This window comes from Mesorhizobium ventifaucium, assembly GCF_935822925.1.
Classification (GTDB): domain Bacteria; phylum Pseudomonadota; class Alphaproteobacteria; order Rhizobiales; family Rhizobiaceae; genus Mesorhizobium; species Mesorhizobium ventifaucium.
The window spans coordinates 108,064-131,039 of sequence record NZ_CAKXZS010000009.1 but is presented as its reverse complement, the minus strand read 5'-3'; the positions used below and the strand labels follow the sequence as shown (position 1 = coordinate 131,039).

The window sequence follows — 22,976 nt, the reverse complement described above, 5'->3', positions numbered from 1 at the left end:
TTTCGCCGCCGTCCCTTTCCATCTTGGGATTCTAAACGACCGAGAGATTGGTATGACGGAGCTAATGACCGGCGCGACCTGGACTGTCTCACCGCGGCCTCAGAGCCAAGCCACCTGCGGCTGGCAAGGGGGCAGGTTTGAGACAGCTGCGCGTCGCTATACCCGTGCGGTGGAAGGCAATATTCGCTCCGATTGTCACCTGATCATGGCAACTACAAAGGGTGGAGCCATCCGGCATGAGTTCAGGACTGACAGCGGTCTGCGGTATTCCGGCCGAGACCGAGCGGGAACCGTGTCCTTCCTGCCTGCGGGTTGCGAACGGCGGCTCTCCCTGGAGCACGTCGCATGGGAGTGGGGTGCGATCGCCGTGCATCCGGGATCCGTCGCCGCAGACATCATGTCGATAGCTCCTTTCATCGAACCTTCGGAACCATTTTTGTATGGTCTGATAACGCAAATGAAAAATCTGCTGTCCATCGATGGCGCGCTCGACGCCACTTATTGCAGCGTCATGACGATGGCGCTTGCCGAATATCTGCTGCGTCGATCCGGTCGCCCCGTTGGGGCCAAGGGTATCCGGCAACTCTCGCCCAGGCAGCTGCGTATGACGATGGACCGCATCGATCATATGCTGCCACAGCCGATCCAGATCGCCGATTTGGCCACTCCGCTCGGTATTTCAGAAGGCCATTTCTACCGGGCCTTTCGGGGCGCGGCGGGCCGCACGCCCGTTCAGGCGATCTCTGAGCGGCGCGTAGAGCGCGCGGCTTCATTGCTGGCTCAGACGGATTGTTCCGTTAACCGTATCGCTCTCGAAGTGGGCTTGATGAGCCCCAGCCACCTTGCGAGGCTGTTCCGTGCCGTACTCGGCACGACGCCGTCGGAGTATCGACGTGAGTTTCGAGCGGTCGCCGTCCCAGCAAGAAACGATCAGGATGAAGCGATCCGGTCAGGATGAGGCGCGCATTTGCTCCGTGTTTTTGGCTAGCTTGCACGCACATCAAACGGAGTGCCCTCGATGTCTCGTCCCGAGTTTCTCACCACCCGCCGCCATTTTCTCCGTTCCACTGCAACGCTGGCCGCCGTGGCCGCGGCCAGCCAATTTCCCATCAAGGCAATCGCGCAAGAGCGCTCGGCCATCATGCGGCCAATCCCCAAGACGGGCGAGATGATCCCCGCCGTCGGTCTGGGCACTTTCGAAACATTCGACATCATGCCCGGTGAACCGCGAGACCACATTCGCGAGATCATCCGTTCCTTCCATGAGATGGGCGGGCGCGTCATCGACACATCGCCGCTGTATGGGATGTCCGAGGTCAGCGTCGGCGATTTCATGATCGAACTTGGCATAGCCGACGACATTTTCATCACCAACAAGACCTGGACAACGGGCGAATACCTCTCGGACAACAGTCACTCGGAGGCGCAGTTTCTTCGCTCGCGCGAGCGCCTCTGGCGCAGCCGGATGGATGTCCAGCAGGTCCATAGTCTCGAGAACCACGATCAGGTCCTGCACCTGTTGCGCCAATGGAAGGAGGAAGGCCGGACTCGGTATATCGGGGCGACGCAGTGGAGCGCCGAATACTATGACACCATGGAGCGGTTGGTTGCAGGCGGCACGCTCGACTTCGTTCAGATCGCCTATACCATCCATACGCGGGCGGCGGAAAAGAGACTGCTGCAGGCCTGTGCCGACAATGGCGTCGCCGTGCAGGTGAACATTCCCTTCGAGAAGGCGCGCCTGTTCACGCCCGTTGCCGGGCAGCCTCTTCCGCCTTTCGCTGCCGAGTTGGGGATCGAAAGCTGGGCCGAGTATTTTCTCAAGTTCATCATTTCGCACCCCAGCGTTACCGTCGTGATTCCCGCGACCAGCAATCCCGAACATCTCGTGGAAAACATGGGCGCGCTCTTTGGCGAACTGCCGGATCAGGCGATGCGGGAGCGTATGGCGGACCATTATGCGTCCCTTCCCGGTGTGGCCGACGCCCTCCGGCAGCCGCCCTATCCAGGAAAGAACTATGGAGGGGTCGTGAAGTGGCCTTTCGCTTGAAGAATGCTCCGGCAGTTCTCTCGATCGCCATTCTTCTGGCAACCTGCGGCCCGCTCAGCGCCGGCGAAAGAGTTGTCGTGGGACAGTTCGCCATCGACCGTACCGAAGTGACGATCGGGCAGTTCGCCGGCTTCGCCGGTGCGACCGGGATGGTGACGGCCGCCGAAACCATGGGTGGCGGACACGAGTGGGGCTCGGGCTGGGAGCGTCGTCCAGGATGGACGTTTCGGACGCCCTTCGGAGAGGCGCCGCAATCGACGAGCGAGCCGGCCGTTCATCTCAACTGGCATGAGGCGGCGGCCTATTGCGCCTGGGCCGGTGGCCGCTTGCCGACCTCGGAAGAATGGAACCGAGCAGCCTATCGCGAAACCCGCCCTGGCCCATCGGCGGGCTTCATCGCCGGCAGGCAATATGCGTATCCTGTCGGCGACACGCCCGTCGGCGCCAACACGCGGGGCGACGATCCTTGGCCGCGCCATGCGGCAGCGGGCACCACGCAGGTCGGGGTCAATGGTCTCTACGATATGGGTGGCAACGTGTGGGAATGGCTTGCTAATCGTGATGGCCCCGCGGCTCTAACTGCCGGTGGTTCCTGGTGGTATGGGGCCGAAGAAATGGTGTCCAGCGCGATGCAATGGAAACCTGCCGATTTCTACGTCGTCTACATAGGTTTTCGCTGTGTCTACGATCACGGACGTGCCCGATAAATCCTGAGTTGCGGGCTTATCATCGGCGGGAGCTCCGCATTTTTGGCGATCTTGCTTCTTCGCGCTGGAAGCTCAGATCGTCTGCCCATAGCGGGAACAGGCTGTTGTTCCGGGGTCGGCAGACACATCCGTGCCGTTCGGAGTTCCCCACGACCCACGGCCTTGCACCCCGCCCCGCCTTCCGCTATAGAGCCGCCACCCGCGTAGACACCCTTGGAGGCAACGCGGCGGAAGGCTGTCCGGCCTCACGTGATCCCAAAGAAGATTTTGGACCAGATCATGTAACGCCATGACGGCTTTCGACGTTTACGGCCCAGGCATCTCGCCGGCCGCGAACGCTCCAGAACAACGCGAAAGGAAATGCCATGAGCGATACTTACGAGCTCAAGGCCGAAGCGCGCGAACAGGTCGGTAAGGGGTCCGCCCGTGCAGTTCGCCGCAACGGTAAAGTGCCTGCAGTAATCTACGGTGACAAGCAGCCTCCCCTGGCGATTGCGCTGACCTACAAGGACATTTACTACAAGATCCATGGCGGCGGGTTCCTGACCACGATCGCCACGATCGATGTCGACGGCAAGAAGATCCAGGTCCTGCCCAAGGACTACCAGCTCGACCCGGTCAAGGATTTTCCGGTCCATGTCGACTTCCTGCGCATCGGCAAGGACACCGAAGTCAATGTCGACGTGCCGGTCCACTTCATCAACGAGGACAAGTCGCCCGGCCTCAAGCGCGGCGGCGTGCTCAACATCGTGCGTCACGAAGTCGAGTTCCACTGCCCGGCCAATGCGATCCCGGAATTCATCACCGTCGATCTCACCGGCACCGATATCGGCGATTCGATCCACATCTCGGCGGTCAAGCTGCCGGCCGGCGTCAAGCCGGTGATCTCCGACCGCGACTTCACCGTCGCGACCATTGCCGGCTCCTCGGCGATGAAGCCGGAGCCTGAAGAGACGGTCGAAGCGGCTGAGCCCGAAGCAGCTCCTGCCGACGAAGAGAAGTAATCGTTTTTCGCCCGGAGGTGACGATGCTGCTGTTTGCAGGCCTCGGCAATCCGGGCGCGAAATACGCTGACAATCGGCACAATGTCGGCTTCATGGCGGCGGACGCAATCGCCCGCCGCCATTCCTTTTCGCCGTGGTCGAAAAAGTTCCAGGGCCTGATCGCCGAAGGCACGCTTGCCGGCGAAAAAATCATCCTGATCAAGCCGCAGACCTTCATGAACCTGTCCGGCCAGTCGGTCGGCGAAGCCCTGCGCTTTTACAAGCTCGAAGCTTCGGCGCTAACCGTCTTTTATGACGAGATCGATCTTGCCGCCGGCAAGGTGCGGGTCAAGGTCGGTGGCGGTTCCGGTGGCCACAACGGTATCCGCTCGCTCGAGCAGCATGTCGGCAAGGGTTTCCGCCGCGTGCGTATTGGCGTCGGCCACCCCGGCATCAAGGAAATGGTGCATGGCCATGTGCTTGGCGATTTCGCCAAAAGCGACCGCGAGTGGCTGGACGTGCTGCTCGACACCATCGCCGACGATGCCGAACTGCTTGCCAAGGGCGACGACAATTCCTTCATGAATCGCGTGACGCTGGCCTTGCGCGACAAGCTCACGCCGACGGGCGAAGACGACCGCCCGCCACCCAAGGCGCCAAAAGTACAAAGCCACGTTCGCCAGGCGCGGCCGCAGCTGCCGGCAGCCAAGCTGCCCGAAACCGGCCCCATGGCCGCCATGCTGAAGAAGCTGTTTGGCGGCAAGGGTTGAGCCTGGCCACGGATCGGGGCCAGGGCTTGACGTTCGTCACCCCTTTCGCCCATAGCCCTCATCAAATTTCGATTTCCCGATAGGACCGGATAAAAATGGGTTTCAAATGCGGCATCGTTGGCTTGCCCAACGTCGGCAAGTCGACGCTTTTCAACGCGCTGACCAGAACGGCGGCGGCACAGGCCGCCAACTATCCGTTCTGCACCATCGAACCGAACACCGGCGAAGTCGCGGTGCCCGACCCGCGCCTGCAAAAAATTGCCGCGATCGGCAAGTCGAAGGAGATCATCCCGACCCGCATCTCATTCGTCGACATCGCCGGCCTGGTGCGCGGCGCCTCGAAAGGCGAAGGGCTGGGCAACCAGTTCCTGGCCAATATCCGCGAGGTCGACGCCATCGTCCATGTGCTGCGCTGCTTCGAGGATGGCGACATCACCCATGTCGAAGGCCGCATCGATCCCGTCGCCGACGCCGAGACCGTCGAGACCGAGCTGATGCTCGCCGACCTCGACAGCCTCGAGCGCCGCATCGTGCAGTTCCGCAAGCGCGCTTCCGGCAAGGACAAGGAGGCGCTGACCGTGCTTCCGTTGATGGAAGCCGCTCTGGAACTCCTGCAGGTCGGCAAGCCGGCCCGCATCCTGCTCAAAAATATCTCCGCGGAGGATCTGCGCATCCTGCAGGGGCTGAACCTGCTGACATCGCACCCCGTGCTCTATGTCTGCAATGTCGCCGAGGCCGACGCCGCCACCGGCAACGCGCATACCAAGGCGGTCGAGCAGATGGCTGCCGCGCAAGGCGCCCGCACCGTGGTGATTTCCGCGGCGATCGAAGCCGAGGTCGCGCAGCTCAGCGACGAAGAGGAAATGGAATTCCTCGCCACCCTGGGCCTCGATGAGCCTGGCTTGAACAAGGTGATCCGCGCCGGCTACGAGCTGCTGCAGCTCATCACCTATTTCACCGTCGGGCCGAAGGAGACGCGCGCCTGGACCGTGCACAAGGGCGCCAAGGCGCCACAGGCGGCAGGCGTCATCCACACCGATTTCGAGCGCGGCTTCATCCGCGCCCAGACCATCGCCTACAACGACTTCGTCACGCTGGGCGGCGAAGTGGCGGCCAAGGAAGCCGGCAAGGCACGCGACGAAGGCAAGGAGTATGTCGTCCAGGACGGCGACATCATGCTGTTCAAGTTCAACACCTGAGCTGACCGACGCTTCTTCCTTCTCCCCTTGTGGGGCCTGAAGGGCGGGCGAGGCCGGTGACTCGCCCCGGGCGGTGGATTGGCGCGCAGCGCCAAGACGGTTGAGGGGTGTTGGCCGGAGCGCTGTTGGTGCCAAGCTGGAACACCCCTCATCCGACCGAGCTTCGCTCGGCCCTTCTCCCACACGGGGAGAAGGAAGAGACTGCGCGGGCCCTTTCCGCGCGCCTTGACTGCCCGCAATGCCCGGTCTAAGGGGCGTCTGCCCTCAGGTCTGCTTTCGTCGAAAGCGCCCGCCCCGTGCAATCCGAAACGACGCGCCCGCTCGAACCCATCCTTTTGGCCTCAGCAAGGGAGACCCGGCGATGATCAAGGCATTCGTCGTGGACAATGATCGCCTGCGCCTTGCCGACGATCTCTTGGCAAACAGCGACCAAATCGTCTGGGCCGACCTTGTAAGCCCGACAAAGGAAGAGGAAGCGGCCATCGAGGCCTGGCTCGGCGTTGCCATTCCGACACGCGAGGAGATGGAGGAGATCGAGATTTCGAGCCGCCTATATGTCGAGGACGGCGCCTATTTCATGACCGCCATTCTGCCCGCCCAGACCGAGGCCGACGATCCCTTGATGTCGCCGGTCACCTTCGTGCTGGCCGGCAACAGGCTGATCACGGTGCGTTACCACGAACCGAAGGCTTTCAAGACTTTTCCGCAGCGTGCCGAGAAGGTGGCGACCGGCTGCACCAGCGGCGACACCATCCTGATCGGCTTGCTGGAGGCGATCGTCGACCGCCTCGCCGACATTCTGGAGCGCGCCGGCCGCGACATCGAGGCGATCTCACGCGACATCTTCCAGGCAAGCTCGACCAAGGCTTCCAAGCGCAACCGCGATTTTCAGGAATTGCTGAAGGCGATCGGCCGCAAGGAGGACATCGCCTCCTCGATCCGCGACAGCCTGATCTCGCTGCAGCGGCTCGCCGGCTTCCTCACCCACGCCTCGACCCAGACCAAGATGAGCAAGGACATTCGCGCGCGCATCAAGACCTTGTCGCGTGATGTGCTGTCGCTCGCCGACCACGCCACCTTCCTGTCGCAGAAGATCAACTTCCTGCTCGACGCGACGCTCGGCATGATCTCGATCGAGCAGAACGCTATCATCAAGATTTTCTCCGTCGCTGCCGTCATCTTCCTGCCGCCGACGCTGGTCGCCTCGATCTACGGCATGAATTTCAATGTCATGCCCGAACTGACCTGGAACTTCGGCTATCCTTTCGCCATCGGCTTGATGATCCTCTCGGCGATCCTGCCCTTCTGGTATTTCCGCCGCCGCGGCTGGTTGTAGAGGCTTCGGAGCTTCTATTGCGTTGGGCGCGATGGCCTGGCACACCAGAAATGACTTGACCAAATCCCGCCCCGCCTGCATCCGGGAAACCGATCCGTGGCGATCGTACAATCTTGAACCGGATTCCTGACCATGACCGGAAAGAACGCAAAGACTTCGGCCTATGAAAAGACTTGGGCCTATGAGGATTTCGTCGAGGGCGCCTCGCTCGACCTCGGCACGAAACTGGTGAGCGCGGCCGAGATCATCGAATTCGCGCAAGAGTTCGATGCGCAGCCGATGCATCTCGACGAGGCGGCGGGCAGGGCCAGCATCCTTGGCGGGCTGGCGGCCTCCGGCTGGCACACCTGCGCGATGTTCATGCGCATGCTGTGCGATGCCTTCCTGCTGGATTCGACCTCGCAAGGCGCCCCTGGTGTCGACCAGGTCCGGTGGAAGAGGCCGGTGCTGGCCGGCGACATCTTGAGCGGCAACACCACCGTCCTTGCCAAGCGTCTGTCCAGGTCCAAGCCTCAGCTCGGCCTCGTTACCTTGCGCAGCGAGCTTTTCAACCAGCGTGGCGAAGGCGTCTTCGAACTCGAGAACACGGTCATGTTCCTCGCCCGTGATGCCGCACAGGGCCGCTCATGACATTGGACGAGTTCTTCCGCATCGGCGTCACCGTCACCCTCGGGTCGCATAGATTCGAGCCCGAGGCGATCAAGGCGTTCGCCCGCAAATACGATCCGCAGATATTCCATCTCGATGAAGAGGCGGCGAAGAACAGCGTGTTCGGCGGCCTGTGCGCCTCCGGCTGGCACACAGCTGCAACCTGGATGAAGTTGAACATTGAGACCGGCGTGGAGGCCGAAGGCATCAGCTGGGCCGGCGCTGGGCCCGCCCCCGAATTCGGCCCCTCGCCCGGCTTCAAGAACCTCAAATGGCTAAAACCCGTCTATGCCGGAGAAACCGTGACCTTCACCCGCACCGCGCTTGCCCACCGCCCCCTCGCATCGCGGCCGGGCTGGCGAGTGCTGACGCTGCGCTCGGAGGCTTTCGATTCGATCGGCGACAAGGTCATCGAGTTCGAAAGCGCCGTTCTGGTGAAGGTGGGATAGTTTCTTCCTTCTCCCCTTGTGGGAGAAGGTGGCCGAGCGAAGCTCGGTCGGATGAGGGGTGTTCCAGCTTGGCACCGACAGCAACCCATGCAACACCCCTCTTCCGTCTCGGCGCTGCGCGCCGATCCACCTTCTCCCACAAGGGGAGAAGGCAAGAGCTCCCCTCAATGCCCTTCGAACTCGATCAGCGTCCTGACCGGCACGCCGAGCGCTTCGAGCTTCTCGCGACCACCGAGGTCCGGCAGGTCGATGACGAAGCAGGCGGCGACGATGTCGGCGCCGACCTGCCGCAACAGCTGGACCGCCGCCGCCGCCGTGCCGCCGGTTGCGATCAGGTCGTCGACAAGGATCACCTTCTCACCCGGAGACACGCCATCCCGATGCATCTCCATCTCGTCCAGCCCGTATTCGAGGCTGTAGGCGACGCGCACCGTCTCGTAGGGCAGCTTGCCCTTCTTGCGGATCGGCACGAATCCGGCCGAGAGTTGGTGGGCGACGGCGCCGCCAAGAATGAACCCGCGCGCCTCGATGCCGGCGATCTTGTCGACCTTCTGGCCGGCATAGGGATGCACCAGCTCGTCGATGGCGCGGCGGAAGGCGCGCGCATTGCTTAAAAGCGTGGTGATGTCGCGAAACAGGATGCCCGGCTTCGGATAGTCCGGAATGGTGCGGATCGCGGCAAGCAGCGTGTCTTCGAGCGAAGGTTTCATGGGCGGCTTTCCGGGCGTTCGTCCGACTTTGAAGACGTGAAAGGAATTTTGGCCGATCGTAACCCGGCGCGGCCGGCGACGGCTACCGCGATGTGGCGCCTGGAAGAAAATATACGGCAAAGGACTGGAGCCGGCGGCCTTCGGAGGCGGTCTTCGGAGGCAGTCCTCGGACATGCAAAAGGGCGCCTTTCGACGCCCTTTTGATCTCATGGCTTTGCATAGCTCAGTGCGCCACGCCGGCCCACACCTTGCGCTTGGTCAGATAGACCAGCGCGCCGAACAGCAACAGGAAGACCAGCACGCGAAAGCCGGTCTTCTTGCGGGCTTCCAGATGCGGCTCGGCTGCCCACATCAGGAAGGCCGACACGTCGCGGGAATACTGGTCGACCGTCTGCGGCGCGCCGTCGTCATAGGTCACCTGGTCGTCGGAAAGCGGGTTGGGCATCTTCAGCGACACCCCGGCTATGAAGTACGGATTGTAGTGGGTGCCTTCCGGTATCTCCATGCCGGCCGGCGGCGGCTCGTCATAGCCGGTCAGCAGCGAGTGGATATAGTCGGGACCGCCCTGCGCGTATTGCGTGAAGATGTCGAAGACGAAACGCGGGAAGCCGCGCTCGACGCCGCGCGCCTTGGCCAGCAGCGACATATCGGGCGGGGCGGCCCCGCCATTGGCGGCCGCTGCTGCCTGATCGTTGGGGTACGGCGCCGGGAAATAGTCGGACGGTATGCCGGGACGATCGAACATCTCGCCGGCATCGTTGGGACCATCATTGATCGTGTACTCGGCGGCCAGCGCCTTGACCTGCGCTTCCGAATAGCCAAGGTCTTCCAGCGTGCGAAACGCCACCAATTTCATCGAATGGCAGGCCGCGCAGACTTCCTTGTAGACTTTCAGCCCGCGCTGCAACTGCGCCTTGTCGTAGGTGCCGAACGGCCCGGCGAAGCTCCAGTCCATTTCCTTCGGCTCGTGTATCGGGAAATGCGTCGGCGCGGCTTCGCTGTGCGCCTCCTCCTGGGCGATTGCCCCGGTGGTCGCGGCCCCGGTGCCTGCCAGCACAAGGCCGAGCAGCGCCAGCGAGGTGAGAATCGTCTTCATACCAAATCCCCTTGAGATTCTCTGGCGCGCTATCGTCGTCTCGAGCATGATCTTGTCCGAAAACCGGTCTCCACTTTTCGGGGTCATGCTCAGCCCTTGGTTTCCGGCGCGGCTGTCGCGCGGGCCGGATGCCCGCCACCGCCACCCTTGTTCTTCTCGAGCACCGCCTCGGTGATCGAGTTCGGCAATCGCCGCGGGGTTTCGATCAGGCCCAACACCGGCAGCACGACCAGGAAGAAAGCGAAGTAGAACAATGTCGCCATCTGCGCCATGAAGACATAGCTGCCTTCGGCTGGCTGCGAGCCCAGCCAGCCAAGCAGGACGGCATCGATCACGAACAGCCAGAAGAACAGCTTGTACCAGGGCCGGTAGACCGCCGAGCGCACTTTCGAGGTGTCAAGCCACGGCACCAGGAACAGCATGGCGATGGAACCGAACATCGCGAGCACGCCACCGAGCTTGGAGTTGATCGGCCCGATATTGAAGGTGATGGCGCGCAGGATCGCGTAGAACGGCAGGAAGTACCATTCCGGCACGATATGGGCCGGCGTCTTCAGCGGGTCGGCGACGACGTAGTTGTCCGGGTGGCCGAGAAAGTTCGGCAGGTAGAAGACGAAATAGGCGAAGATGAACAGGAACACCAGCATCCCGAACGCGTCCTTGATGGTCGCGTAAGGGGTGAAGGCGACGGTATCGGTCTTCGATTTGACCTCGATGCCGGTCGGGTTCGACTGGCCGACCACATGCAGCGCCCATATGTGCAGCACGACGACGCCGGCGATCATGAACGGCAGCAGATAGTGCAGTGAAAAGAAGCGGTTCAGAGTCGGGTTGTCGACAGCGAAGCCGCCGAGCAGAAGCTGCTGGATCCATTCGCCGACCAGCGGGATGGCGCTGAAGAAGCCGGTGATGACGGTCGCGCCCCAGAACGACATCTGTCCCCAGGGCAGCACATAGCCCATGAAGCCTGTCGCCATCATCAGCAGATAGATGATGCAGCCGAGGATCCACAGAAGCTCGCGCGGCGCCTTGTAGGAACCATAGTAGAGGCCGCGGAAGATGTGGATGTAGACCGCGACGAAGAAGAACGACGCGCCGTTCGAATGCAAATAGCGCAGCAGCCAGCCCGAATTCACGTCGCGCATGATCTTCTCGACCGAATCGAAGGCGAGACTGCTGTCCGCCGCGTAGTGCATGGCCAGCACGATGCCGGTCAGCATCTGCGCCCCCAGCATCAGCGCTAGGATGCCGCCGAAGGTCCACGCATAATTGAGGTTACGCGGCACCGGATAGGCGACGAAGCTGTCATAGACCAGCCGCGGCAGCGGCATGCGGGCATCGACCCAGCGTCCGATACCGGTCTTGGGCGTATAGGTCGAGTGTCCCTCGCTCATCGAAATTTCCCCTCGCCTCAGCCGATACGGATCTTGGTGTCGGAAATGAACTGGAATACCGGCACCGACATGTTCTCCGGCGCCGGTCCGCCGCGGACGCGGCCGGCGGTGTCGTATGTCGAACCGTGGCACGGGCAGAACCAGCCGCCGAACTCGCCTTCCTGGCCGAGCGGAATGCAGCCGAGATGCGTGCAGACCTGTACCATCACCATCCAGGCCTCCTTGCCCGGCATGGTGCGGTTGGCGTCGGTCGCCGGCGCATCGGCCGGCAGATTGGCGTTGCGGGCGAGCGGATCCTTGAGCTCGGCCAGATTGACCGCCTCGCCGTCCTTCATCTCTTGTTCGGTGCGGTTGCGCACGACCACCGGCTTGCCGCGCCATTTCACGACAAGCGACGTTCCCGGCGTCAGCGAGGAGACGTCGACCTCGACCGAGGCCAGCGCCAGCGTCGAGGCATCCGGACGCATCTGGTCGATGAACGGCCAGGCGACAGCACCCGCGCCGACCACCGCGGCCATGCCCGTGGCGACGTAGAGAAAATCACGACGGTTGGGATCCTGGATGTCGGTTGCGCTCACGGGTGCCTGATCCTTTCGCCTCTTCCGTGCCGGTGGCCGAGGCTTGTTCCCCGCTCTTTCACGCCAACCCGACAGCGCATGGCGAACAGGCTAGCGAATTCCTCCGGCAATTGGAGTTCGGTTTATGCGTGAAGCCCGTTTTTGTCCAGACGGGTGAAGGCACAAGGGCAGATTGTCGCGGGGACGCAATTCGACGGCGGGCGGCGTGGCGACGAAGACGGCGAAACCACAGGAAAACAATGGCAAAACCGGCGCCGGTGTTTGCCTCGACAGGAGACCCAGCCTCGGTCTATCCTCGGCTCATGGCGCATGTCATCGACCGCGACAAATGGGCCAGGACGCCCGACCGCTGGCCCGACCATTGGCAGGGCGAACTGCAGTGCGGCGCCTACGGCTCCAAAAGCTGCCTGATCTTCAACCATCTGCCGGAGATCGGCGGCGGCCCGCGGCCGCACATGCATCCCTATTGCGAGATTTTCATCATCCGCACGGGCACTGGGCTGTTCACCGTCGGCGACCAGCAGATCGAGGCGTCGGCCGGCCAGATCCTGATCGTGCCGCCGAACACGCCGCACAAATTCACCAATCTCGGCCCAGGCCCGCTGGAGACCACCGACATCCACGAAAGCGGCAGCTTCATCACCGAATGGCTGGAGTAGACCCCGAACCGAAAGTCCGCGTCAGCGAAAAGTGGAAACCGGTTTTCGGAAAAGATCATGGTCAAACTAGTGGTGAAAATCTGACGCTTGGTACCCGAGGTTAGACAACCGCTTGGGTGGGAGATCGCCACTCGGCGGGGATCGGCCGAACGGCTTAGGAGCGCCACTTGCCGACCTCAGCACCTCTAAGCGCGAACATCTGGTGTGATGCACCGATGCGCGCGTACGTAGAGCATCTCGCTGTTACATCGCAGTGACAAACGTGCCGCCACGCTGGCGTCAACCGGTTACACAGGGCAGGAAATATCTCCGGCCTTCTGGGAGTGGCGTGTCGGCGTCCCCAGAGGCTGCGTGGGCGTGTCGTCGGTTGGCTGTTAGCGCGGCGACTGGAACGCTCCACGCCTCGCAAGCGGGATAGCGAAATCTCGTGAAGGCAAGATCAAGCTGCGTTCTCCGTTCTGTATCGGCGACGGGCGGCGACTGGGAGAGATGGATACCATGCACGTAGGGCGTCTGGAAGTCAGCGGGACATGGACGCGGGGCGGCCCGCGTGCAGGCACTTGGCTGAGCGGTGCAATGACCACGCAGCGCCGCCTCGCAGCGATCCTGGCTTGCGACATGGTCGGCTATTCGCGCCTGACGGAGCGCGACGAGCGCGGCACGCTCCAGCGGCTGAAGATCTACCGCAAGGACCTTCTCGAACCGCTGGTCTCGGAGCACCAGGGTCGGATCGTCAAGCTCACCGGCGACGGGATGCTGTGCGAGTTCGCGAGCGTCGTTAACGCGGTGACCTCGGCGATGGCGATCCAGCAGGCCCTGGCAGAACACGAGGCGGAGACGCCCGAGGAAGAGCGGATTCGCTTCCGCATCGGCGTCAATCTCGGCGACGTGGTCTGCGAGGAGGACGGCGACCTCTACGGCGACGGGGTCAACATTGCCGCCCGCCTCGAAAGCATCGCCGATCCCGGCACCGTGGTCGTCTCGGGCACCGCCTACGATCACCTTCAGGGCAAGCTCGACTGCGGCTTCACGCCGCTCGGCGACCTGCGCCTCAAGAATATCGAGCGGCCTGTGCGCGCCTACCGCGTCGAGACCGACGCCAGCGCCTCGGTGGCTGCACTGCCTCCCCTGCCCGAGAAACCCTCGATCGCGGTTCTGCCTTTCACCAACATGAGCGGCGACCCCGACCAGGAATACTTCGCCGACGGGCTGGTGGAGGACATCATCACGGGATTGAGCCGGGTGAACTCCTTCTTCGTGATCGCCCGCAACTCGTCCTTCACCTACAAGGGCCGAGCGGTGGACCTGCGCCAGGTCGGGCGCGAGCTGGGCGTCCGCTACGTGCTAGAAGGCAGCATCCGCAGAGCAGGATCGCGGGTGCGCATCAGTGGGCAGTTGGTGGACGCGATCAGCGGACACCATGTCTGGGCCAATCGCTTCGAGGGCGACGTGAGCGACATCTTCGACCTGCAGGACAAGGTGACCGAGAGCGTCGTCGGCGCTGTCGAACCGAGCATCCGGCTGGAGGAGATCAAGCAGGCGCGCATGAAGCCGACCGAGTACATCAGCGCCTACGACCTCTACCTTCGCGCGCTGCCGCGCTTCTACAGCATGACGCGCGAAGGCTTTGCCGACGTGCGCCGGCTCACCAACGAGGCGCTCAGCATCGACCCTGGCTTCTACTTGGCGAAGGCACTCGGCGCCTATATCCGCAGCCTATCCGTGAGCCAGTGCTGGCACGAGCCCGACGATATCCGAGTCGCCGCGCGCATGGCGCGAGAGGTTCTGGCGGAAGCGCGCGACGACCCCACGAGCCTACGCTTCGCCGCGCAGGTGATCGCCTACAGCGCGAAGGACTACGAGATGGCGCTGGGCACGATCGAACGATCCCTGCTACTCAATCCCAATTCAGCGCAGGGCCATACGGGCAGCGGCTGGGTGAACGCACATTCCAGCCGCCCGCTCGTCGCGATCGAGCACTTTCACAGAGCAATGCGGCTGAGCCCGGTCGACCCCGAGAAGGGCATCGCGCTCTCCGGCATCGGGATGAGCTACCTGATGCTCGAGCGCTACGAGGAAGCGCTGGCATGGGGAGAACGCGCGCTGCACGAGATGCCGAACTACGGCTCCTCGCACCGGGTGGTGATCATGGCGCTGGTCAAACTCAACCGGCTGGACGAGGCGCAGGCGGCGGCGCGGCGGCTGATGGAGGCGTTCCCGACCTACACGCTCACCCTGCAGAGACAGATCAACCCGTGGCTGGACAAGGTGTTCGCCGAGCGTTACGTCGAGGCGCTGGGCATCTCCGGCGTGCCGGAGTGATCGTCGCGGGTGCAAAGATGCCCTGTCCTGCGCGTCACGTCCGGCCAGGCGACGTCCCTTGATCTCGCGATAGTTCTCTGGCCGGCATGTCCGAGGACTGAGCGCGTAGAGCAGCCGTGAACAGCCGGCGAGATCTCTGTTGGGTTCGCGTCGAACTTCCGGTCCACCTGACGAGACTTACCGACGGTCCAGACAAATGTCGCCGTTGGGTCAATTCTTCGGCTCTCGAACCGGAAGCTTGCGCCACAACCAGGCATTTCCGATGCTTCTCCAAACCCGACCTTCGCGCTACAGCTTGAGGCGAGCTTCTCTGCCGTTCCCATTTTGGAGACCTACGGCACACCATGATCCTTTGAAGTCGTCGCGACCAGCACAGCGATCGACAGCCGTTTGCCCAAAGTCACGCGGATCGAGTGGACGGCGATCTGAATTTCTCATGCGGTATAACGGCGACGACTGTAAGTTCTACGAGAAGTGCGTCGTCAACAAGCGCCGCAACTTTCACGCCTGTCACAGCTGGCCCGGCATTGAACGAAAAGCGAGTACGCCTCGCTTCCTGGATGGCATCAAGGTCTTCGTCTCGCACATAATACATCGTGGTTGAAACGACATCTTCGATGGTGCCGCCAAGATTTGCTAGGACTCTTTCGATATTATCAATTGCGGCGTGGGTTTGCTTCCCAGCATCGTCAGGACTAATTACTTCAAAATTTTCAGTCCAGGCAACCTGACCCGTTAGGTGAACCCGCTTTCCCTCTGGCTCGACAACCGCATGACTCATCGGAAACTCAGAGTCATTCCACACGCCATCGATGGTCACTCTCAAACCCGACATCCAGTAAATCCTCCGTCTGTATCGATGCTTCCAATTGGAGTAAGATGTGCAAAACTACGGGCTGTTAGCAATGGCAACTTTGTCGCTCGATGCTCGTTCCAGTCCACGAGACGTACGGCAGGAAGCCACCCGATGCGGACCTCTACGCCGGACTGCAGACGGTGGGCTTAGGGTGGTGGAAAGCTGCCCTCTGTCTTGCCCACAGCAGTTGCACCAAAAGCGGGGGCTGCGCTCGGCAATGTCGCTGTTCGCGGGCGATCGTGACAGTCGTAATAATGGCACGCGTATTCAACATCTCGCGGCAGCGGCGTTACTTGCCTTGTCGTCCCGGGGCGCGGCACCGTTCCTGTATCGTTGCCGAACTGGGCAGGGGTTGCCTTGATCGCAACAGGCGCGGTTCTAGTGGGTTACAAAGGCTAAATGGTAGGCAAGTTGGCGACGGCGGATTGCCTCGACCTTGGGATTAGAATAGCCAGAAATAGGTTGGCAGATAACCGATCACCTGGAGGTATTCGATGCCTTCGATGGCTGGAAAGACCGCGAGAAAATAGAGAGCATCGAAGAATGTGCTTCTTAGCGCTTTCGTGGAGAACGTGTGCTGATGCTCGTCGTGATAAAGCCATAGTTTGGGCCAGAACCGTGGTGTTCTGGCCGCATACGCCTCGTATTTCGGGCCAAACTTTCCCAGAAGAAACGCCTCTTCCTTTCTAGCGGTTATCCCGAAAACCGCGTAGGTGCACACTCCGAGAACGACGGCAACGATGATCGACCCGAACATGAGGCCGATGCCGAATGCTCCAATCATCGAAAACAGATACAGGGGATTGCGAGTGATCGAGTATGGCCCGTTTACCGCCAACTCGGTGTTCTTCCGGCCCCCGACATATAGGATGCTCCACAATCTTCCGAATATGCAGACGAGGATCAGGACAAAGCCTGTCATCTCGATAAGTTCATGAAGGGTCGATGCTTCGTCCCAGCCTGGTCGAGAGAACAACAGCGATCCGATCGCCGCGATGCTCAAGCCCTGGACGACAAGAAGTCTCTTTCGCTGATTGAAAGGTTGCGGGGCAATTGAAGCGGACATCATGGTTCCTTTGACAGAGGCTTTTTTGGCGCTCGCGCCAAGCATCCGGTTCATTTTCGGGAGAGGCGCCGCAAGTTTAGGGCCAATGACCGCGGAGCAAGCGGCGCCGGCCCATGCGGCCCTATTCCTTATTATTAATCAGAACTTCACGAGCCGTGCTGCGCTTGTAGCGCTTGCAGGTGACTCCTTCCAGCCGATGGGGCAAGGGCGCGGCCAGGGAGACCGCGCCCCGCCCGCGCGTCAGACGAAGAAGAAATCGGAGGCATTGATCCGCGCGGAGTCGAAATTGGCGATCTCTACGGTTCCCTCCGCGAAGCTCAGCACGGTCGAATGTCCGTCCTGCGTGACGGCGACGTCCTCGAAGCTCTCGACGCCCGTATAGGTCGCGATCTCGATGCGATCGGCGCCGTTCTCGAAGCCCCGGATTAGGTCACTGCCGAAAGGGATCAGGTCGAAGACAAAGACGTCCTCGGCGCCGGCCTCGCCAAAGAGGGTATCGTCGTCCGCGCCGCCGGACATCCGCGCGCCGTCGCCGCCGGCCCGGAGCCGGTCGTCGCCTTCACCGCCCTTGAGCTCGTCGAAGCCATCGCCGCCGCAGAGCCGGTCGTTACCCTCGCCACCCGCGAGTTCGTCATCGCCCGCACCGCCCTGAATCCTGTCGCGACCCTCGTCGCCATCGATCTCGTCGTCGCCCTCGCCGCCGAACAGCCGGTCGTGCCCCTCCTCGCCGGAGATCTCGTCATCGCCGGCGCCGCCATATGCACGATCGTTGCCGTCGCCGGCCTCGATCTGGTCGTCGCCGCCGCGACCCCGGATCACGTCATTGCCGTCGAGCGCGATGAGCTGATCGTCCTCGTCCGTTCCGACGAGCCGATCCTGGCCGTCAGTGCCGATCAGGCGGCTGATGCCAGTCGCCTCGACCAAGGCCTTGACTGTCTCGCCGCTGAGCGGCGCATCGCTGACGGCAACGAAAGCATCGTCGAAGTCGCCGTCGAAGTCCTCGGTGCTGGCCAGGCCATCCTCGAAGCTCACCACCTCGACCCCGGCGAGGCCGTCGTCGATATCGCTTGCAAGGGCGTTCTCGCCGGCCACCGGGTTCAGGAAGTTGAAGCCGTCGCGGTTGCCGACCGAGTGGAACGCCCGGATCGGCAGCAGGTTGCCGTCAGCGTCGGTGACGACCGGCGCCACCCGGTCGTAGATGGTGGCCGGGCCAGGCGTGTAGGTCGTCGCATCGTCGCCGTCGTAAACGTCGGCGACATCGCCTGAGGTGAAGTTGCGGAAGAAGAGGCCGCCGTTCTCGTAGTCCTCGAGCTCGAGGCCGAGTTCCTCGACATCCGGGATGAGGAACAGGCCAAGCGACTGCCCGGCCGCGACTGCCATCGTCGCCTCGGTGCCCGCCTTAACGTCCTCGGTGTCGGCAAAGAGGATGCGCGCCTCGCCGATCTCGCCCGTCGCCGTGTCGAAAGTATAGGCGCCGATCGCGCCGTTGGTGCTCGCGTCCTCGCTGATGAAGGTGATGGTCTTGGCGGTGCCATCCCCCGCGAAGGCAAGTTCCGTCGGATCGACGGGGGCGGAAACGTCAACCTCGCGCCTGTTCTTGATCTCGATGACGAGCTCGGGCTCGTCCTCCGAGAGCACGACCTCCTCCTCCAAGACCAGGCCGATGCCGGGCGCGAAGTACTTGTAGGCGCCCACGCCGGGCTCCAGGCCGGAAGTGTCCAGGATCTTCACGACGTCGTCAAAAGAGCCGAAGTCGGTCTCGACGGTGAGGCCTGTCGCGATCACCTCGCCTTCATCCTCCGCCACTCCGGCGTAGAACTCCTGGAAATAGCTGTCGCCCGGCATCGGCGCGGCGCGCATGATCCAGCCCGGCGCGGCGCCGTCGACGCCTGCCTCCCACGATCCGCCGAAGTCGGTCCCGATGAACTCGCCGTCGTCGTTGTAGTTGTAGTTCGTCGCGATCTCGCCCAGATACCAGACGTTGCCTTCATCGTCCTGCGCGTACCAGTCGAGCGTGTCCTCGACGAGGACGCCGTCAGCATAGGCCGTATCGCGGACGACGACGGTCTCGACGCCCTCGATGATCTTCGTCTCGAACGTGGCGAAGTGATCGTTGCGCTCCGTCTCCTCCTCGCCGGTTTCGGGATCGATAAGCGCGGCGTCGTAGCTGTTGATGGTGCCTCCGGGCAGCGGGAAGAACGTGTTGTCGACATTCGTGGAATTGCCGAACGTGGCGGCGGAGAAGTCGGGTAAAATGGCCATGGGAATGTCCTCCGAGGTGGATCGCGTCGCGGGCGCGTCCGCGGCCGGACGCTCGCCGCAGTCCCCAGCATGGCTCGGCTCCCGCCTCACGGGAATCCGGCAGGCGTGACGGGTAAAAAGACTCAGCCTTTCAAAACCCTAGACGGCGCATCCTACGGATGTGAGTCCGTGCCGACGTGCGGCAGTCTACCTGCCGAACTCCACACCTCCGCTGAAATCGAACACCGCACGCACGCTGAGAATGTGAGCGTTTTCGTGATCCGCATTCCGCGCGAACGTATAGGCGGCGGCGAGTTGCCATTTTGATCCAACGAACGGCGTATTGTCGTCGGACGAATATATGACCTCGAAATCAGCTAGGTAATCGCGGGTATCCGGACCTCCGGCGACCAGGTTCGTCTGCTCCGTGTAGGTCGCGATATAGGTTAAGGAGTCTACGTCGAGCGCGGCGGAGCCCGTGACGACCAGGGCATCGTCCTGGCGGCCGTCAAAATGCCGAAGATAGGACATTTCGCCCAGCAGCCTGAGCGTCATTTCGTCCAGTTCGAAACTCTTGGTCGCGGCGGCGAGGTAGGCAAGTTCGTCACCAAGCTTAACGTCGTCTTCGATGTCCTCCTCGGTAGGATGCCCGGCCCTCTGATACCGAAAGCCGAACCTGTAGCCAAATTCGCCGTCCAAATAGCAATCCGCTGTTTCCGAACCTTCGCAGCCATCAAGAGTTACCGAGAACGACGACACGCCCTTTGTGTTGCCCGCGCCGCCATCCGACAGGCTGGCCCGGCCCCGGTTGGTAAAGAGCGACTCGCTGAGGATCGTGCGATCGGTTGTGAATGCAGTCGCTGCCAAAGCATGGTTCAACCCGAGGTTTTCGAAGCGGAGGACAATTTCCCCGCCTAGACGTTCGTCCGCGTTGAAATCCGACACCAGTTCCGTGGCATTGATCCCTGGCGCGACTTCGCTGGCGAGACTGAAGATCGTATCGAATTTTCCGGCCCGCGTGGTAGCGGGACCTGCCTCGATCACGGTATACAGTTCGGCTACGTAGGTGCCAATTCCTTCAAGAACCGTATTCTCGCCGGGCGCCGAGTCCACCACCGGCTCGGTGATGATGGAAGTCTCCAGTTGCAGATAGTCCGTCGGCGCGAAAAGCAAATCGGCTGTGAGTGTCGGTTGAAGCACGTCGGACGTCAGGAATGACGGATCGGCCGCAAAAATCCAGTCGTTTTGAAGTTCCGTAGATAGTTCGTAACTGACACAGGGCGCCGCGCAGCCCTCGACCAGCTCCGCTACTGGATCTTCGGCCAGTACTGGAGTTGAGAATACAAGCAACCCCAGGCCGGTGAGAACTGAGGCAAGAAAGCGCACGGCCCGTGACCCTGGAGCTAGCTCCGCGCTACGCCCGGCGCGATGCGGCCGGCCGGCTCGACATCTCGGGACGAGTAAGGTCGTTGCGAGCCCCCAAGGAGTTCGACGGCACCGGCGGCAGAAGCAACTCCTCGAGGAAATAGGCAGAGAGCGCCGCGCGGCCCGAGAGCTCAGCCTTGTGGTAGAGCGCAGTCGCTTGCTGGCGAATGGTCGCTTCGCTTGCTCCCCGGATTCGCGCGATCTCCTTGTGGCTGAAGCCCTTGAGCAGCAGGAGCCCGACCTCCTGCTCCGTCTGGGTGCAACCCCAAGCCGCAAACTGGCGCTGGATGGCGGCGCCGAGTTCCTGGAAATGGTCATCCAGGCCGGCCCGCCACTGCGTGTCGCGCTCACGGATTCGCGCAATCTCATCGCGCATGTCGAAGCTTTCCGCTTCCTGCTCCCGCAGGCGCGAGGACAGGAGCGCAACGCAGGCCGAGCAGCCTACGAGAAGTGCAATGCCCGCCGCTTCCGTCAACAGCTCGGTGAGGGTCACCCCCTCATCCTCCCTCACCGCCTCCATGCCGAGCAGGAGGGCGAAGGCCCCCACCGCACCCGCAATCAGGATCTGCCGGCCGCGTCCCTTGGTCCAGTCCATGGTCTGTCTCCGAAGCTCGAGTGGCGGCTGCGCCCGCCATGTCCCAGGCATTCTGCGCCCGCCCGCGGCACCGCGCAACAGATGGGCACGGGCGTCGGTCAGTTGATGAAGAAAAAGTCGTCGGCGCTGTGGCGGAAAATCGGAAGCTGTTGGCCCCTACTACGCCGACGAGCAGGTCGCCCTGATGCGCCGGACAGGCGTCAGCGGAAGTCCGTGTTTGGCGGCGCAAAGCAGACCTTTGTCCAGCTTCCACCGAATGGCATCTCCTGGCGCAACCGCGACCTCCGGCGTGGTCACCGGTAAGGCTGCTTTCAGGCGGTGGCAAAGCTAATCTCAACGGCCGACACCAGGCGCAAAGCTGTCATGCACGGCTCCGTTTGCGAGAGTCTGCTTCAGGTCAATCCTTCCAGTTCTCGAACAGGAAGGTTGCGCCAATTGCCGACCTTCCCGGCGCATCTCCAGAGCCGACCTTCGCGTTCCGACCGGTGTCGACCCAACACAGTCCTTCTCGAAAGGAAATTGGAACGTCCGGACTTTGGCTCAACTTCGCCTTTCCCAAAGGGATGCCCGACCGCAATTCAGTCTTAGGCCGGAGACGCCTCAAGGATGGAAATGGGACCTTGGGTCTGAATCACTTGTTCAAGCCGTAGCCCGGCGGCGTCGAACAGGCTGGCATATTGTGCCTCCGTCCTCTCCAGGCCGCCGGTGACGGCGAGCATGACCACGTCGATACCTTTAATCTGGTTCGGTTCGTCACCCGGCGGCACGAGCGTCTCGGCCACAAGCACCTTCCCGTTCGGTAGCATCGCCTTGCGGCAATTTCGCAGGATCGCCGCAGCACGCCCATCGTACCAATCGTGAACGACCTTCTTAATGACGTAGACGTCACCACTGGGAACGCTCTCAAAGAAATCACCAGCGATAAATTCGGTGCGCGGCAGGTCGCCTCCGGCACCCTCATGTGCCGCCGCGACGCCCGAAGGCAGATCGAAAAGCACGCCGCTCAAATGGGGGTTGCGGGCCAGGATCGCCGAGAGAAGCTGACCATGTCCGCCGCCAACGTCGATGATCCGCGTGAACGGCCTGAAGTCATAAGCTTCGGCAACGGCCTCGTTGCTGCCTTGGCTCAAGGCGACCATGGCACGCTGAAACAAAGCAGCCTGCTCCGGGTGTTCCGACAGCCAGTCAAACCTTGGGCTCCCGAACACCTTGTCGAAAGCTGGCATTCCTGTGCGGACAGAATACAGGAGTTGCTCGAAGGCAAGATAAGCCTCGCTGTTGATCATACGCACGAAGTCACGGGGACCCGGCCGATCGGAGCGCAGCACTGCGCCAACCTCGGTCAACTCGAAATGCCGGGGCAATACTTCCCTGAAGACACCTTCAGCCGCGAGAAGTCGCATGACACGATAAAGCGCGTCAGCATCTGACCGAGTGGCAGCCGCCAATTCATCCACCGACTGCTCGCCGGCGGCCAGGAGATCGGGGACACCAAGTTCGATCACGACGCGCAGCGCCTGTGACACGGCGAACCCAAATCCTAGCCTCATGATCTGTTGCGACGGGTTGGGCATGGCTTTTTCCTCGAGTGTCAACGCACGTTAGCAGAATGGAGCGAGCGTAACGCTTCCCCAAATTGGAGGATCACGAGGTGGCTGTCGAGAGCCTCGGTTCGCTCAGACACTGTCACGGAAGGCCCGGAAAGGTAGTGCAGTCCGGTCGTTGGTCAGAACTTCGGCGACGATGACCTTCGTCCCACCCGGCGGGACCTTTCCGAGCCACATCGGGCAATCTGAAGGCTGAACGCACCAACCGACCACGTGCGCCATGACTTGTCATTGATTGGGTGACTGCCGAACGGCCGATTTCGCCTGTAAGGGCGACGTTCAAGT

The 22,976-nt window shown here is 62.1% G+C and carries 21 protein-coding genes; 11 read left to right on the top strand and 10 right to left on the bottom strand.

Going from position 1 to position 22,976, the window contains the following annotated elements:
- Positions 1-64 precede the first annotated feature (64 nt).
- The 9 genes from NMG70_RS07445 (at position 65) to NMG70_RS07405 (ending at position 8,142) form a co-directional block, all read left to right on the top strand.
- Complete coding sequence (locus NMG70_RS07445; protein ID WP_254023929.1) at positions 65-958, top strand: helix-turn-helix domain-containing protein; 894 nt, start codon at positions 65-67, stop codon at positions 956-958.
- Between the two features lie 60 nt (positions 959-1,018).
- Positions 1,019-2,050, top strand: a complete 1,032-nt coding sequence (locus tag NMG70_RS07440) for an aldo/keto reductase (protein ID WP_254023928.1) — start codon at positions 1,019-1,021, stop codon at positions 2,048-2,050.
- A complete protein-coding gene (locus NMG70_RS07435; RefSeq protein WP_254023927.1) occupies positions 2,035-2,757 on the top strand; it encodes a formylglycine-generating enzyme family protein in 723 nt (240 codons plus the stop codon). Before NMG70_RS07440 ends, NMG70_RS07435 begins: the two co-directional genes overlap by 16 nt.
- A gap of 365 nt (positions 2,758-3,122) precedes the next feature.
- Positions 3,123-3,761, top strand: coding sequence for a 50S ribosomal protein L25/general stress protein Ctc (locus NMG70_RS07430; RefSeq protein ID WP_254023926.1), 639 nt, complete (start codon positions 3,123-3,125; stop codon positions 3,759-3,761).
- A gap of 23 nt (positions 3,762-3,784) precedes the next feature.
- Positions 3,785-4,510, top strand: coding sequence for an aminoacyl-tRNA hydrolase (gene pth / locus NMG70_RS07425; RefSeq protein ID WP_254023925.1), 726 nt, complete (start codon positions 3,785-3,787; stop codon positions 4,508-4,510).
- Positions 4,511-4,605: 95 nt separating this feature from the next.
- Complete coding sequence (ychF, locus tag NMG70_RS07420) at positions 4,606-5,709, top strand: redox-regulated ATPase YchF (RefSeq protein ID WP_254023924.1); 1,104 nt, start codon at positions 4,606-4,608, stop codon at positions 5,707-5,709.
- Positions 5,710-6,070: 361 nt separating this feature from the next.
- On the top strand, positions 6,071-7,045 hold the full coding sequence (corA, locus tag NMG70_RS07415; protein WP_254023923.1) for a magnesium/cobalt transporter CorA: 975 nt from the start codon (positions 6,071-6,073) through the stop codon (positions 7,043-7,045).
- A 132-nt stretch (positions 7,046-7,177) separates the two neighbouring features.
- Positions 7,178-7,675: a MaoC family dehydratase gene (locus tag NMG70_RS07410; protein WP_254023922.1), complete on the top strand. Its 498-nt coding sequence runs from the start codon at positions 7,178-7,180 to the stop codon at positions 7,673-7,675.
- On the top strand, positions 7,672-8,142 hold the full coding sequence (locus tag NMG70_RS07405) for a MaoC family dehydratase (protein ID WP_254023921.1): 471 nt from the start codon (positions 7,672-7,674) through the stop codon (positions 8,140-8,142). Before NMG70_RS07410 ends, NMG70_RS07405 begins: the two co-directional genes overlap by 4 nt.
- Positions 8,143-8,306: 164 nt before the next feature.
- Here the strand turns inward: NMG70_RS07405 and NMG70_RS07400 are convergent, their stop codons facing one another.
- The 4 genes from NMG70_RS07400 to petA all read right to left on the bottom strand — a co-directional run bounded on the left by NMG70_RS07400 (position 8,307) and on the right by petA (position 11,920).
- Entirely contained in the window at positions 8,307-8,852 is a 546-nt protein-coding gene (locus NMG70_RS07400) for an adenine phosphoribosyltransferase (RefSeq protein ID WP_254023920.1), read from the bottom strand.
- Positions 8,853-9,075: 223 nt separating this feature from the next.
- The gene (locus NMG70_RS07395) at positions 9,076-9,948 is read right to left on the bottom strand and encodes a cytochrome c1 (RefSeq protein WP_254023919.1); all 873 of its coding nucleotides are present in this window, start codon (positions 9,946-9,948) and stop codon (positions 9,076-9,078) included.
- 89 nt (positions 9,949-10,037) lie between these two features.
- Positions 10,038-11,342, bottom strand: coding sequence for a cytochrome b (locus NMG70_RS07390; protein ID WP_254023918.1), 1,305 nt, complete (start codon positions 11,340-11,342; stop codon positions 10,038-10,040).
- A gap of 17 nt (positions 11,343-11,359) precedes the next feature.
- A complete protein-coding gene (gene petA, locus NMG70_RS07385) occupies positions 11,360-11,920 on the bottom strand; it encodes a ubiquinol-cytochrome c reductase iron-sulfur subunit (RefSeq protein WP_027151039.1) in 561 nt (186 codons plus the stop codon).
- A 302-nt stretch (positions 11,921-12,222) separates the two neighbouring features.
- Between petA and NMG70_RS07380 the strand changes: the two genes are divergently transcribed.
- Positions 12,223-12,579: a cupin domain-containing protein gene (locus NMG70_RS07380; RefSeq protein ID WP_254023977.1), complete on the top strand. Its 357-nt coding sequence runs from the start codon at positions 12,223-12,225 to the stop codon at positions 12,577-12,579.
- A 576-nt stretch (positions 12,580-13,155) separates the two neighbouring features.
- A complete protein-coding gene (locus NMG70_RS07375; RefSeq protein ID WP_254023917.1) occupies positions 13,156-14,901 on the top strand; it encodes an adenylate/guanylate cyclase domain-containing protein in 1,746 nt (581 codons plus the stop codon).
- Positions 14,902-15,301: 400 nt separating this feature from the next.
- Here the strand turns inward: NMG70_RS07375 and NMG70_RS07370 are convergent, their stop codons facing one another.
- The 6 genes from NMG70_RS07370 to NMG70_RS07345 form a co-directional block, all read right to left on the bottom strand.
- Positions 15,302-15,736 carry a RidA family protein gene (locus tag NMG70_RS07370; RefSeq protein WP_254023916.1) on the bottom strand — a complete coding sequence of 145 codons (435 nt, stop codon included), beginning with the start codon at positions 15,734-15,736 and terminating at the stop codon, positions 15,302-15,304.
- A gap of 463 nt (positions 15,737-16,199) precedes the next feature.
- Complete coding sequence (locus tag NMG70_RS07365) at positions 16,200-16,877, bottom strand: methyltransferase family protein (RefSeq protein ID WP_254023915.1); 678 nt, start codon at positions 16,875-16,877, stop codon at positions 16,200-16,202.
- Positions 16,878-17,063: 186 nt separating this feature from the next.
- Complete coding sequence (locus NMG70_RS07360) at positions 17,064-19,085, bottom strand: hypothetical protein (protein ID WP_254023914.1); 2,022 nt, start codon at positions 19,083-19,085, stop codon at positions 17,064-17,066.
- Between the two features lie 186 nt (positions 19,086-19,271).
- A complete protein-coding gene (locus tag NMG70_RS07355) occupies positions 19,272-20,450 on the bottom strand; it encodes a hypothetical protein (protein WP_254023913.1) in 1,179 nt (392 codons plus the stop codon).
- 28 nt (positions 20,451-20,478) lie between these two features.
- Positions 20,479-21,084 (bottom strand): helix-turn-helix transcriptional regulator, encoded by a 606-nt coding sequence (locus NMG70_RS07350; RefSeq protein WP_254023912.1) that lies wholly within the window; start codon positions 21,082-21,084, stop codon positions 20,479-20,481.
- 584 nt (positions 21,085-21,668) lie between these two features.
- Positions 21,669-22,658: an acetylserotonin O-methyltransferase gene (locus tag NMG70_RS07345; protein ID WP_254023911.1), complete on the bottom strand. Its 990-nt coding sequence runs from the start codon at positions 22,656-22,658 to the stop codon at positions 21,669-21,671.
- Positions 22,659-22,976: the final 318 nt, after the last annotated feature.

What these genes read in the sequence shown, in the direction of transcription:
- ychF (WP_254023924.1), top strand. Translation starts at nt 4,606, where the DNA reads ATGGGTTTCAAATGCGGCATCGTTGGCTTGCCCAACGTCGGCAAGTCG.
- NMG70_RS07445 (WP_254023929.1), top strand. Translation starts at nt 65, where the DNA reads ATGACCGGCGCGACCTGGACTGTCTCACCGCGGCCTCAGAGCCAAGCC.
- NMG70_RS07360 (WP_254023914.1), bottom strand. Translation starts at nt 19,085, where the DNA reads ATGGCCATTTTACCCGACTTCTCCGCCGCCACGTTCGGCAATTCCACG.
- pth (WP_254023925.1), top strand. Translation starts at nt 3,785, where the DNA reads ATGCTGCTGTTTGCAGGCCTCGGCAATCCGGGCGCGAAATACGCTGAC.
- NMG70_RS07365 (WP_254023915.1), bottom strand. Translation starts at nt 16,877, where the DNA reads ATGAACCGGATGCTTGGCGCGAGCGCCAAAAAAGCCTCTGTCAAAGGA.
- corA (WP_254023923.1), top strand. Translation starts at nt 6,071, where the DNA reads ATGATCAAGGCATTCGTCGTGGACAATGATCGCCTGCGCCTTGCCGAC.
- NMG70_RS07405 (WP_254023921.1), top strand. Translation starts at nt 7,672, where the DNA reads ATGACATTGGACGAGTTCTTCCGCATCGGCGTCACCGTCACCCTCGGG.
- NMG70_RS07440 (WP_254023928.1), top strand. Translation starts at nt 1,019, where the DNA reads ATGTCTCGTCCCGAGTTTCTCACCACCCGCCGCCATTTTCTCCGTTCC.
- NMG70_RS07370 (WP_254023916.1), bottom strand. Translation starts at nt 15,736, where the DNA reads ATGTCGGGTTTGAGAGTGACCATCGATGGCGTGTGGAATGACTCTGAG.
- NMG70_RS07400 (WP_254023920.1), bottom strand. Translation starts at nt 8,852, where the DNA reads ATGAAACCTTCGCTCGAAGACACGCTGCTTGCCGCGATCCGCACCATT.
- NMG70_RS07350 (WP_254023912.1), bottom strand. Translation starts at nt 21,084, where the DNA reads ATGGACTGGACCAAGGGACGCGGCCGGCAGATCCTGATTGCGGGTGCG.
- NMG70_RS07395 (WP_254023919.1), bottom strand. Translation starts at nt 9,948, where the DNA reads ATGAAGACGATTCTCACCTCGCTGGCGCTGCTCGGCCTTGTGCTGGCA.
- NMG70_RS07345 (WP_254023911.1), bottom strand. Translation starts at nt 22,658, where the DNA reads ATGCCCAACCCGTCGCAACAGATCATGAGGCTAGGATTTGGGTTCGCC.
- NMG70_RS07380 (WP_254023977.1), top strand. Translation starts at nt 12,223, where the DNA reads ATGGCGCATGTCATCGACCGCGACAAATGGGCCAGGACGCCCGACCGC.
- NMG70_RS07375 (WP_254023917.1), top strand. Translation starts at nt 13,156, where the DNA reads ATGACCACGCAGCGCCGCCTCGCAGCGATCCTGGCTTGCGACATGGTC.
- NMG70_RS07410 (WP_254023922.1), top strand. Translation starts at nt 7,178, where the DNA reads ATGACCGGAAAGAACGCAAAGACTTCGGCCTATGAAAAGACTTGGGCC.
- NMG70_RS07390 (WP_254023918.1), bottom strand. Translation starts at nt 11,342, where the DNA reads ATGAGCGAGGGACACTCGACCTATACGCCCAAGACCGGTATCGGACGC.
- NMG70_RS07430 (WP_254023926.1), top strand. Translation starts at nt 3,123, where the DNA reads ATGAGCGATACTTACGAGCTCAAGGCCGAAGCGCGCGAACAGGTCGGT.